The sequence below is a fragment of the Legionella sp. genome, from assembly GCF_047605385.1.
Lineage (GTDB): Bacteria > Pseudomonadota > Gammaproteobacteria > Legionellales > Legionellaceae > Legionella.
Genome location: NZ_JASGFU010000028.1, coordinates 1 through 12,153 on the forward strand (window position 1 = coordinate 1; position 12,153 = coordinate 12,153).

Consider the following 12,153-nt stretch of genomic DNA (forward strand, 5'->3'; position numbering starts at 1 on the left):
CCTGTTAAATTAACATCTATTTTTAACCATTGGGTAAATCAATTTTAATTTTAGAGCCAAAGGCTAAACGTAGTGCATTAATAATAGCAAGAATATCAATACATTCTTGAAGAATTGCACCTATAACCGGATTTATAAAACCAGCTGCTGCAAATCCCATTCCGATGAGACTCAAAAGCATTCCACCAACAGCACTTTGGGCTGCAATGGTTCTCGTACTAATACTTAAATGAAGTAATTCATCCACTTTACTTAAAGTGTTTTCCATAATAACAGCCCCTGCCGCTTCAGCAGTAACATTACTATGTTGTCCAAAAGCAATCCCTACGGTGGCTGCGGTTAAAGCGGGTGCATCATTGATCCCATCTCCCATAAACACTGTAGGGGCTTTTTTTCTTTCACTACGCACAATAGCTAATTTTTGTTCAGGGCTTTGAGAGGCATATATTTCTGTAAACGGAATTAATTCGGCTAGATAATTAACTTCTGATTCTCGGTCCCCGGAAACCAACATAATTTTTTTAAATTGATGCGCAGGCATTAAATGACTAATAAATGATTTGCTTTCGGCTCGTGGTGCATCATGAAAATGTAAAGCTGCCGCATATTGATTATCTAACAAAATAATGCACTCTAAGTCTGGAGAAACAGGAGGTAGTAACGGTTTACATTCAGGCATCATTTCTAATAATTTTTTTCGGCTTGTAACGTTCACTTTTCGATGATTAATGATACCGTTTAAACCTTTTCCTGGCTTCTCCGATACGTTCGTCGATTCTATTAAATCAATATGCCATTTTTGTGTTGCTTTAATTACAGCGCTAGCAAGAGGATGTTTTGAATAACGCTCAAGGCTACCAACATATTGTAAGATTTGTTCTTTTGTATAATTTTGAGCGGTATAAATTTCGGTTAAAGTTGGTCTTCCATAGGTAAGTGTTCCTGTTTTATCGAAAATAGCAGTTTTACAGGTAGGTAACTGTTCCAAAACAATAGGATCTTTTATGATAATAGCTTGTTTCGCAGCTCGTGAAATAGCACTAATAATCGTAATGGGAATAGCGATTAATAAAGGACATGGTGTTGCAATAACCAGTACTGCAAGGAAACGAATGGCATCATTTGTAAAATACCAAGTGGCAACTGCAAATAGAAGTGCTACAGGGGCAAAAATAGCTCCAATTTGATCACCTAACCGGCGAATTGATGGGCGTTTCTGTTCAGCATCTTCTAATACTTTCACAATAATCGCATATCTTGAATCCACAGATAGCCTGGTTGCTTGAATAATAAGTACTGATTCTCCATTTATAGCCCCCGATAAAACGGATGCATCGGGTGCTTTGGAAATTTGATAGGGCTCTCCTGTAAGATAAGATTCATCCATAGAGCCATTGCCATCAATCACAATGCCATCAACAGGACAAATTTCATGTGGATAAATAACAATTTCATCATTAATATGAATGTCAACCAATGAAATATCTTCAATTTCATTATCAATCTTTCGGTGAGCAAGTGCGGGTATACGTTTTGCCAATGCCATTAGAACAGAAGAAGCTTTATGTCGCGCATAGCGTTCTAATGTTTGACCACTGGCTAACATGAGAATAATTAACGAGGCGGCTAAGTATTGTTGTAAGATAGTCCCTGTGATTAGCGCAATTGCAGCAAGAGAATCAGCTCCTAAATTCCCTCTGAGCAGTTTCAAAAAAATTTGTAAAAATAATGGTATTCCGCCAATGATAATTAAAAACACCAATGGAAGGTTGAGGAACGTTGTATTTCCAGCACTCAGGATAAGATGGATACCGATAGCTACGAGAGAGAGGAACGCAATAAACGATTGCCATTGAGATTGTAAAACGCTCGATAGACTACTGATTAAGTTTTTTCTCTTCATTGAGTAGCCGCTGCCTTAATTTTTAATTAATAATAACTGCTGAGCCAGTAAATCGCCTATATCAAAGATCATCCAGAACTTCATTTTGCGTAGAGATTAATTTTTCATTGTTATTTTTCATTAACAATGGCATGCATTTTCATTTAGAATCCTCGCATAATGTTGCCCAATCTAGATAAGAAGGAATTTCACATTTTCAATGAAAAAGTAAATATATTGAGTATAGATTCAATTTCAAATATTGGGTATTTGGCAAAAACTGCTCTAAGATTTAGTAATAAATATAATTTTCTTTTGTCTCTATGAATAAAAAAATAAGCTTTTTCTTAAATATTTAGGAATTACCACATATAAAGAACCAATTGTTTATATGCGCGAAGATTGTCTTATTTGCAAATCAGAAGGATTTAACGCTCAAGAATGTAACACTGGGTATCCCTACGATGAAAAAAATAGTGTAGAAAGAACAGGGTTGTATCGTGTGGGGTAGCGCTATAGGTATTAGCCCTGCAGATGATTTACTGATTAGAATTGAACGCACAGTAAATCTTGATAATGTAGGGCAGATGGTTGCCTCAATTTTATCAAAAAAATCGCTGTTGGTTCAACTCATGTGGTAATTGATCAGGCTTAATCCGCAATATAGATAACCGCCATATTGCAACTATTGCTAAATTAGCGGGAGCTCCTGAGGCAAAAGCAGCAGGAATAGAACTCCTCGTTACATTGAATTCTACGGTAAAGAAATTTCAACCTCTTTTTAAAATACATGCAGAAACGCAAGGTCAGCTTCATTATGCATTAGATTTTTTCATCAATGCCACGATATTTTTCAAATTGAGGAAAATATATGACAGTAATTATTTCTCATCCTGATTGTTTGCTCCATTTTTAGCTTCCAGGGCGGCCTGCGGGTCAACTTTTTGCAAATAACGTACCACCGCTTTCATAGAGGTAGTGAGGCTATAGAGATCAAGTCCATAGAATCCAACTTTGTGCGATGCAGAAAATTTATCATTATATTCACGAAGCCATTTTAGAAAAGGAGGCAGGGTTGTATTGCGCCACATCCATGTTGGGAAGCGTTTGAAATCATCTAAAGATTCCGCAGCGTTGCGATCCTCGCTTCTGGCTTGTAAAAACCGATGAACTCGATGAGCATCAGGCCAGTCTCCTTCTATTGTCACCGCCATAAATCCTTTATCTTTAATTAATTGTTGTGTAATTTCAATCCTTGTTTGATAAAACTCCTGTGTACCATGAGTGGCTTCCCCAATCATTACTATACGCGCATCCTCAATTGATTCTAAAAGTGATAAATATTGCCCAGATTGTGGAAGTGGTTCTATAGTATTATTAAGTATTGCTATAAATCTTTGATGATTATCTTTTTCCATAAAACCCCCTTACTCCTTGTCATAGCTATGTTTCTATACTAAATAATTGACAAACCAATTTTTGGCAAGATGTGCTACTTCTTTCAACGCTCTCTGTTCTTCAAATAAGTGAGTAGCGCTCGAGACAATAGCTATTTCTTTAATACACTTTAATTTTTTCAGGGCTGCGCAATTAATTGAATAACAACCTTATCAAATACGAACTTGTCCATAAGTTCTGTCCCTTAAAATGTTTAACTCATTAAGTATAGATCAATATTTAATCATAAAGATCAATTTTTTAGGATTGGAGTTGTAACAGTTTATTAGTGCGTACATCAAACCAAAGATTTTTTAAGTGCAAATATGTTTCTGCATTTTTTCGAATGAAATAAGGGTTGTCTAAGAGATTGCTCTGCGATGTGTCGGGTGAAGAATTCGATATTAATCGATTTGAAAATCGAAGTTGAAATGCATGGTATGGGCGAAGAAGATATTAGACCTCTTGCATAACCTCCTTAAAATTAAACCTCAAACCAGCAAGAGGTCTAATGGCTGCCGTGCCATAACAAAATAGCAACGGAGCCCGCGTGATTATCTACTGCAACTCAAGGAAAACTGCTTGTCTGACACTTGTGAGGCTTCCTCTAGTGAGGTCATGATACTACCTAAAAAGTCAACAAAATTGATTAATGGACTTAATAGAGCGCTTATTAGAATTCCAGTTGAAATTATTGTGTTTCCTAAGGCCTTTCCTACATTGCGTACTGCATTAGAAAAATTTAAAGTAAGTATATTACCAATTGCTTTTAAAAGTTCGAATCCAGCTTTTAGAATATAGGGGGCAGAGTATGCTGTTAAAGCGAAAGGAGCAGCTACTACTTGAGTTGCTCGAAAAAAAGTATCAGGTGAGTTCTTAAATGGTGTAAAAAAAAGAGTATCATATTCGACGATAGAATACCTATCCTCTACCAGATTAAACATTGTTTTTGCTGCTACGCCACCACTTGTTTTTATAATATTTCTTGACACAAATTATCTCCAAATTCTATTAATTTGTGTCATTTTAAATCATTATCAGCAAAATACAAGCAATAAAATTGATCTAAGTTAAGAGAAAGAAGATCAATTGTCATAACTTCTTGTTATTTTGATAATATTCAATCTGCGTATTATTTATTGTTTGGTTATTTTATAGGACATTCTAACTTCTTTAAAATCCTTTGATGATATTTCATAGAGAATGCATGATGATTGATTTGTGCTCAAAAAGAAGAAGGTGCATGTTTATGGGTTTTCCAAAGACTACACACAGAGTTATCCACAGATTTTGTGGATATGTTCCAGTATGGTTTATAACCTTAATTAATGAGGAAAGACTCCATGAATCCAGTATTTTCAAAAATGAGAAGGTGTTTATTGGTATTTTTTCAAAGAGAGGAATAATGAAGAAAATTAAAGTTATCCACAAAAAATTGTTTTTAAGTTCATGAACCTATCTCATTATAACAAAAAATAAAATTAAATAACAGCTTGAAATTTTTCTTTTTTATGCTAGGGTGCATCGGTGAGAATATTGAATAATCAGCTTGGTAATAAATATGTCAATTAAAACACTTTCTATTCAAGGCTATCGTTCGATTCAAAATATGCGTTTATCAATGGAGAATATCAATGTTATTGTCGGAGCAAATGGCTGTGGTAAAAGTAATTTATATAAAGCTATTCATTGATGCTATATTGGAAAGATTATTATAAGAATAATTCAATGGTACTAGGGTGGGACTCGAACCTACACGCAATTCATTGATTTTATTGAATTAAAATAATATGGACTCGAAGCTTACCCAACATTGCAGCATATCTTATCATAAACGAAAGAATGCGAATAGATACGCACGAATATGAATTTTGAGCCACAATGTAGCTCATAGAGAGGATAAATATAATGACTACTAATGCAGTGGTAAGAGCGAGAATTGATGAGCATATTAAAGAAGAGGCTTCAGCTGTATTCCGTATGTTGCTAACACGCATAGCTAAAGAGCATGCATTATCCTTTGAACCCCTGATCCCAAATCAGAAAACTATCAAGCAATGAAGGAAGCACAACGCGGCCAGTTAAAATCGTTTAAAACCGTTCAATCGCTCATGGATGATTTAAATAATGAGGACGATTGAGTACACGACCCAATTTAAACGTGATTATAAGCGTGAGATAAAAGATAAACATAAAGCAGTCTTCAATAATCTCTTTGTTGAGATTATTGATACATTAGCACAAGATGAACCACTGGCAACTAAACACTCTCCCAAAACTTTATTATCTAATGATTCATTCAATACCGTTTGACGTTTCTTGACGATTTCTGGCTCAAAACTTCCTTCCTGATCTCGTGGGGTAAATAGCTCAGAGCTATCATTCCTTGTTTGGACTTGCTTACTACTTTCTCCATTACGACGATTGCTTACTTCAGCCCCTCTACTTTCCAGTAAGTGTGCGTCTAATTCGCCTTCTAGCGCTGATTCTAACAATTCTTTTATTAGTATTCCTCCCTTACCTGTTATCGGTTGGCCAGCCTGTATTTTTTCTATGGCCTCCGCTTTAAATTCATTGTAATTAAAGTTAGTTAAATCGTTACTCATATATTCATAGGTCCTCTCTAAAATATTGCAAATATTATATCAATTTTTTAGAGATGACACAGTTTATTGAACACTACCGTAAGCGTCTTTATCTATTATCTATTTCTTTTGCGAAAGATCTTACTTTATCTAATGTTTCCTTAGAATAAGTTGTAGATGCACACTCTAATTTGTTGTCAAAATCTTTTTGAAACCATGAAATTCTGTATAAAAATCCGGATTTTAAATAACTATTGTCTTTGATTACAAGCTCAAGAGTTGGGTTATTATTAATGTTATATGTAATAAATTCTTCAACCAGCTCATTTCCACCATGAGCTATATTTGTATTATATTCTGAATATTTGCAGGTTAAATTATCTTTTTCAAATATCTCATTAACACCTGTCCATCCTTCCTGGCATTCGCCATTATAGCATTTATTATATCCACCTATGAGAGAATAACCCCAATGCTTATTATAAAATTTAGGATTAATAATTTTATAATTATAACCAATTTTAAATTGATCTATTGTATCTGAAAGCTCAGAAGATTTACTTTTGATATAATTTCTTACAGATTGGTCTTTAAATTCGTTCAATAAGGCATTAACTTCTAAATTTTCCTTGGTTGTATATCCAATAGAATCCATATCTTTTTTTGTTTTTTTCATGTTCTCAACGAGCTCACTCATAAATCTTTGATCTTTACTGCTCTTAATAGTTGATTTCATAAAATCTTTTAATTTGACTATCTTTATTTCATTATCCAGTAATCCATATTCTTGTTTAAATTGTTGTATCATATCCATTTCAGAAAAAGCATTAGAAGCTAATAATGTTAAAGAGATTGCACATAATTTTTTCATATCCGATAAAATCTTACCCAAAATCTTACCCAAAGTTCTTGCGGTTATATGCGAAAAGTAACGAATAGTTGAGAAGGATTTGAGAAGAAGTCGATATTATTTTATTATTAATCAATCAGTTACGTACTGTCTTGAACCTTTACGAACAATTACAAAAATTGTACTTGGTACCTAGGGTGGGACTCGAACCCACACGGTGTCACCACCACCGGATTTTGAATCCGGCGCGTCTACCAATTCCGCCACCCAGGCAATGAGGCCGTCATTATAACAAAGAAATAGATTCTCACAATGGGTTTTGGTGTATAATTCTAAAAAAAATTATTGGAGATTGTATTTTATGAAGAAATATCAATTTTTAGCCTTGGGATTGATTTTTATCTCATTTGCTAAGGCCTACGCAGCTTATTGTCCTCATCCGCAAACTACTTCATTAAAATGGGGGGAAGTGCCTGCTCCTTGGCTGCTTAATCCTTATTCTTTGCGGCCGCAAGGCGATGATAATACTCGTTTTATTCGCGCCAATATTTTAGTCGCTGGTTATGGGCGTGGAGTGACTTGTACTTATCGTAATTCTGCAGGGGAATATTCTATTTGGTGGCCGGTCGTCACTAAAATACCGGGGCGTATTGATTATAATTGGATAGAAACTTTAGGTGGTTTTTCATGCACACAAAACCTTGAAGAGTGTCAATTTTTTGTGGCAGTTTCAGGAAGATAGAGACTCACCTCTTAACAAAGTGAGTCCATGTATTAAATTCGGTCTTCAGTAATATCAATCATCATTTGCAGTGATTTTTTCGCATTATCGATGACCCATTGTTGGTCCAGAGTAGGTAACCTATATCGAGTTCCGGTAAACTCATTAACTACATCGCCTGCTTTTACTTCATTGTAAGACATGCTTTTTCCTTGTCTTAACAAATCAACTAAAGCAACCAAGTGCGGAGGGTCGTTACGAGACATCGTTGCACAGCCGCAACCCATACTTTTTTCATCAGTTGTTTTCGGAGCTTCTGCCAAATTTACAACATCTATGCCCAAACCGTTACAATGTTGTTTTAAATTTTCCACCATATGATTTTCAGTACCAATGGCATAGCGCTTTGTTTTTGCGCGATCATTAACTACATAATCCCAAATAAAAGCGGTAGAGCCTGAATGTTGCGCCACGCGAATCACTGAATTACGGCATTCGGGGTGAACTATGGTCGTATAGAATTGACTATGCCAATAGTCACACATTTCTGGTTGATAGAAGGTGTGGACTGCACATTGACTGGCGAATAAAATTAATTCAGAGTCGTCAAATTGCTTCAATGTCTTGGCATCTTGTGCGCTTAAGGAATAGTGCGCTCCAGCTGTTCCTCCTGGCCAATAAGCCAGATTTTTTATCCCCAACCAATAAGCAACATTTTCACCCATGTGTTGATCAGGAATAAACAGAATCTTTTTATTTTGATTCCGTGCCCATTGAAAGATTTTTCTCACATTAGAACTGGTACAAACAGCACCGCCTTGAGCACCAGTCAAAGCCTTAACACGGCCGGAAGTATTCATATAACAAACGGGCAAAATATTTTCAGCACCATAACGCTCATTTAAATCAAGAAAGGCAGGCTCAACCATAAAATCTTTAGCCAGCATTTCCATAGTACAACCAGATTTGGGATTAGTAATATAAACTTGTTGATTTTTATGTGCCAAAATACTAATGGACTCTGCCATAAAGTGCACAGCGGATTCAATAATCACTGATTTTTCAGGATGCTCTGCTGCTTTTAAGGCTAATTGATAAGAATCACCAATAATACCACCAAATTGCTCTACTAAACGGACAATTTCTCCTCCCATGTAATAATGAGCTAAAAGCATTAATTGATCACCAAAATAATCTTTAGCTTTTTCTAAATAAGGAGTCATCCAGGCTAAAACAGTGGTTAATTTACGGTCTGGTAAGGCTTGGTACTCTTGAGCATAGGGAATAAAATCTTCTTGGTACCAATCTAAAGGGTAATCGCTTTGACAAATACTCATGTCATTGCTGATACGCATTAAAGTCGTTTCAGGAGTATAAGCAGTTGAATCTTTAAACATCTTTTCCAATCTCTAAATTAGGTCTATTATTCAGGCACAATATCTGACCATCCTACTTTCGCAATACTCTCTTGAGCTTGAGGTTTTTTATTAGGATAGTCTTCTCGGAAGTGACCACCACGAGATTCACGTCGTGCCAAAGCAGCACGTACAATTAATTCAGCATTAAGAATAATATTTCTAAGTTCAATAAAATCCCGGGTAATGCAGTGTTTCCAATAATACTCTTCGATTATTTTTTTCCGTTTCATTATTAATTGTAGTAGATCTTGCAGACCTGCTTCGGTACGTACAATTCCTGCATAAGAAGTCATTTCACCTCGTAAGCCACGCCATTGAGCATTGATTTGGCTGGCACGACGAGTATTGACTTCCCCTGGGGAACTCCATTGAGGAATGGGTGCAGTGAATTTTTGTGGAGTAGAAATATCTTTTAAAGAACAGTACGCAGCATTAGCACCCATCACCAAACTTTCTAGCAAAGAATTACTGGCTAGGCGATTAGCGCCATGAAGACCGGTAAACGCGACCTCACCAATAGCATAGAGACGTTTTAAGTCCGTTCGACCATCAATATCCGTGAGGACACCACCACATTGATAATGTGCTGCAGGCACCACTGGAATCATATCTTGGCTCATCTCAATACCAATCGAAAGTAAGATATTATAAATTTGTGGAAAACGCTTTTGTAAGAAACTTTTGGATTGATGCGTAATATCTAAATAGACATAACCAATTTGGCTGCGCTCAATTTCGGTGAAGATTGCACGAGCAACTACGTCACGCGTTGCAAGCTCCATTTGGTCGGGAGCATAATCTTTCATAAAGCGCACGCCCGTTTCCGCATTTTTAAGAATGGCCCCTTCGCCGCGTACTGCTTCAGAGATAAGAAAATTATTTAAACTATGATGATGCAGTAGCGTAGGATGGAATTGATAGAATTCCATATTTCCTACGCGTGCTCCAGCACGATATGCCATGGCAACGCCATCTCCAGTGGCAACCATAGAATTAGTGGTGTATCGATAGGTTTTACCAGCACCGCCAGTTGCCAGAACAATGCAGTTGGCTACAAAAGAATGAATTACATTACGGTTGCAATCAAGTATATAAGCGCCTAAGACTTCACCTTGAATGTCGGTACGATGAGGGTGATAGTGAGTGATTAAATTAACAGCGATGTGATGCTCAAAAAAATGAATTTGCTTTTGTTGGCGTGCTAATTGATTCATGGTTTGTGTAATGGTTAAACCAGTTTGATCGCCGCAATTATAAATGCGGCGATGCGAATGCCCACCTTCTTGTGCCAGATTATATTTGCCATTTTGATCTTTTTTAAAATGAATAGAATAATTTTTTAGTTGCTTGATGATCTCTGGACCTTGGCGGATAATGAATTCCACTGCTGGTAAATGGCACAGCCCGTCACCGGCAAGAATCGTGTCCGAAATATGAGACTCTAGAGAATCTTCTGCTAAAGAGACAGTGGCAATGCCACCTTGAGCATAACGGCTATTACATTCAATCGCTTCAGCCTTGCTGATTAGCGCAATTTTTAAATGAGGCTGTAGATTAAGTAACTGCAAACAATATTGTAGGCCTGCTAATCCTGTCCCTATGACAAGAACATCAAATTCATAGGTTGAACCTTGTTGCGATAAAACGCCATTCATGAAAAAGCCTTAACAAGCAATGCGGCCAAACCTGTATAATTTTCAGGAGTCAATTTTACCAAGCTTTTTTTGGCTTCTTCAGGAATCGATAAAGTTTGAATAAATTGTTTTAAACTCTGCTCATCAATACCCTGGCCACGTGTTAACGCTTTTAATTGCTCATAGGCGTCAGGTACATTATAACGACGCATCATGGTCTGTATGGCTTCTGCCAATACTTCCCAATTGTTTTTTAAGTCATCTTGCAGTGCTTGTTTATTGATTTGTAATTTTTCATTTCCTTTAGCGATAGAAAGATAAGCAATTAAACTGTAAGAAAAGGCCATACCAATATTACGCAAGACAGTAGAATCTGATAAATCACGTTGTAAACGAGATTGCGTTAATTTATTCGCAAAATGCATAAATAAAGCATTAGCTAATCCTAAATTTCCTTCTGCATTTTCAAAATCAATGGGATTGACTTTGTGTGGCATAGTGGAAGAGCCCACTTCTTGAGCCACTGTTTTTTGCTTAAAATAGCCTAGGGAAATATAACTCCAAACGTCTTGAGTGTAATCCAGTAGGATGTTATTAATGCGTATCATAATTTGTGAGACTTCAGCTAAGCCATCATGAGGCTCGATTTGAGTAGTGTAGGGGTTAAACGATAGTCCTAGTGAAGTCACAAAATTAGCGCAATGCTTTCGCCAATCCACTTCAGGATAGGCAACTATATGCGCATTGTAATTACCGACAGCGCCATTAAACTTGCCAGGAATTAATACCTCAGCCAGTTGCTGTTGTGGTCTTTTCAAGCGCGCAACGAAATTCACTAATTCTTTACCCATAGTGGTTGGGGTTGCTGGCTGCCCGTGGGTTCTTGCCAACATTGCCACATCACCATGTTGTTTACCTAATAGGGTAATCCCACCCATAATTTCTGCCAAGGTGGGTTGCATTACTTGCGCAATAGCCTGTTTTACCATTAAGGCATAAGCTAAATTGTTAATATCTTCGGAAGTACAGGCAAAATGGATAAAGGCAGTGACTTCTTTTAAGCTGACATGATATTGAAATTTATCTTTTAAATAATATTCAACTGCTTTTACGTCATGATTTGTCTGGCGTTCAAAGTCTTTAATTTTTTGTGCTTCATCTTCATTAAAATTTGCGAGCAGATTGTTTAAATACTCTTTAGTTTCTGGGGTTAATTTAGGTATTTCAGCTATAGCATCATTAGCTGCCAAAGATTCAAACCAGCGTACCTCAACCATTAGCCTATAATAGGTTAATGCAAATTCGCTAAAATAAGGACTCAAAGCCCGGGTTTTGTTCAAGTAGCGCCCGTCTATAGGAGAAATGGCATTTAATGGAGAAAGAGTCATAAATAGCTTGCCCAGATAGTAAAGCGTATATGATATTAGATGCGAGCCAATATGTGAATTAAAAGTATAGAATTTTATGCGTGATAAGTTGTTTTTTACTCATAATACTTTCAAAGATATCTAAAAAGCAACTCAGTTATGGCTTGTACTTTTGTCCCTAGTGATTTCTTTTAGGCCGAAATTTTTAATTAGCTAATCCTCATGGTCAAGTTACGTCCTAATTCCCATTACGCAACAA

Annotated in this window: 10 protein-coding genes, 1 tRNA gene and 3 pseudogenes; 5 read left to right on the forward strand and 9 right to left on the reverse strand. The window is 36.4% G+C overall.

Annotated elements, in window-relative coordinates; genetic code table 11:
* Positions 1 to 22: 22 nt before the first annotated feature.
* Positions 23 to 1,903, reverse strand: a complete 1,881-nt coding sequence (locus QM652_RS08045; protein ID WP_415074615.1) for a heavy metal translocating P-type ATPase — start codon at positions 1,901 to 1,903, stop codon at positions 23 to 25.
* 461 nt (positions 1,904 to 2,364) lie between these two features.
* Between QM652_RS08045 and QM652_RS08050 the strand changes: the two are divergent.
* A pseudogene (locus QM652_RS08050) lies at positions 2,365 to 2,779 on the forward strand (hypothetical protein); the annotation flags it as partial.
* Here the strand turns inward: QM652_RS08050 and QM652_RS08055 are convergent.
* Positions 2,764 to 3,300, reverse strand: a complete 537-nt coding sequence (locus QM652_RS08055) for an erythromycin esterase family protein (RefSeq protein ID WP_415074617.1) — start codon at positions 3,298 to 3,300, stop codon at positions 2,764 to 2,766. The pseudogene QM652_RS08050 and the gene QM652_RS08055 sit on opposite strands and share 16 nt — an antisense overlap.
* Positions 3,301 to 3,873: 573 nt before the next feature.
* On the reverse strand, positions 3,874 to 4,311 hold the full coding sequence (locus QM652_RS08060) for a hypothetical protein (RefSeq protein WP_415074619.1): 438 nt from the start codon (positions 4,309 to 4,311) through the stop codon (positions 3,874 to 3,876).
* Positions 4,312 to 4,880: 569 nt separating this feature from the next.
* On the opposite strand from QM652_RS08060, the gene QM652_RS08065 reads away from it, so the two are divergent.
* The 3 genes and pseudogenes from QM652_RS08065 to QM652_RS08075 form a co-directional block, all read left to right on the forward strand.
* A complete protein-coding gene (locus tag QM652_RS08065; RefSeq protein ID WP_415074621.1) occupies positions 4,881 to 5,012 on the forward strand; it encodes an AAA family ATPase in 132 nt (43 codons plus the stop codon).
* Between the two features lie 215 nt (positions 5,013 to 5,227).
* Positions 5,228 to 5,380 carry a type II toxin-antitoxin system RelB/DinJ family antitoxin gene (locus QM652_RS08070; RefSeq protein WP_415074623.1) on the forward strand — a complete coding sequence of 51 codons (153 nt, stop codon included), beginning with the start codon at positions 5,228 to 5,230 and terminating at the stop codon, positions 5,378 to 5,380.
* A gap of 66 nt (positions 5,381 to 5,446) precedes the next feature.
* Positions 5,447 to 5,545 (forward strand): annotated as a pseudogene (locus QM652_RS08075) (hypothetical protein); the annotation flags it as partial.
* On the opposite strand, the pseudogene QM652_RS08080 reads toward QM652_RS08075, so the two are convergent.
* The 3 genes and pseudogenes from QM652_RS08080 to QM652_RS08090 all read right to left on the reverse strand — a co-directional run.
* Positions 5,503 to 5,925: pseudogene (locus tag QM652_RS08080) on the reverse strand (transposase); the annotation flags it as partial. The pseudogenes QM652_RS08075 and QM652_RS08080 sit on opposite strands and share 43 nt — an antisense overlap.
* A gap of 88 nt (positions 5,926 to 6,013) precedes the next feature.
* Positions 6,014 to 6,796, reverse strand: coding sequence for a hypothetical protein (locus QM652_RS08085; protein WP_415074625.1), 783 nt, complete (start codon positions 6,794 to 6,796; stop codon positions 6,014 to 6,016).
* A 144-nt stretch (positions 6,797 to 6,940) separates the two neighbouring features.
* A tRNA-Leu gene (locus tag QM652_RS08090) sits at positions 6,941 to 7,027 on the reverse strand.
* An 88-nt stretch (positions 7,028 to 7,115) separates the two neighbouring features.
* On the opposite strand from QM652_RS08090, the gene QM652_RS08095 reads away from it, so the two are divergent.
* Positions 7,116 to 7,496, forward strand: a complete 381-nt coding sequence (locus tag QM652_RS08095; RefSeq protein WP_415074627.1) for a DUF3757 domain-containing protein — start codon at positions 7,116 to 7,118, stop codon at positions 7,494 to 7,496.
* 32 nt (positions 7,497 to 7,528) lie between these two features.
* On the opposite strand, the gene nadA is transcribed toward QM652_RS08095, so the two are convergent.
* The 3 genes from nadA to purB are packed head-to-tail and all read right to left on the reverse strand — an operon-like array spanning position 7,529 to position 11,915.
* Positions 7,529 to 8,872, reverse strand: coding sequence for a quinolinate synthase NadA (nadA, locus tag QM652_RS08100; RefSeq protein ID WP_415074628.1), 1,344 nt, complete (start codon positions 8,870 to 8,872; stop codon positions 7,529 to 7,531).
* Between the two features lie 26 nt (positions 8,873 to 8,898).
* The gene (gene nadB / locus QM652_RS08105; protein ID WP_415074630.1) at positions 8,899 to 10,548 is read right to left on the reverse strand and encodes an L-aspartate oxidase; all 1,650 of its coding nucleotides are present in this window, start codon (positions 10,546 to 10,548) and stop codon (positions 8,899 to 8,901) included.
* On the reverse strand, positions 10,545 to 11,915 hold the full coding sequence (gene purB / locus QM652_RS08110; RefSeq protein ID WP_415074632.1) for an adenylosuccinate lyase: 1,371 nt from the start codon (positions 11,913 to 11,915) through the stop codon (positions 10,545 to 10,547). The genes nadB and purB overlap by 4 nt, the downstream gene beginning before the upstream one ends.
* Between the last annotated feature and the right edge of the window lie 238 nt (positions 11,916 to 12,153).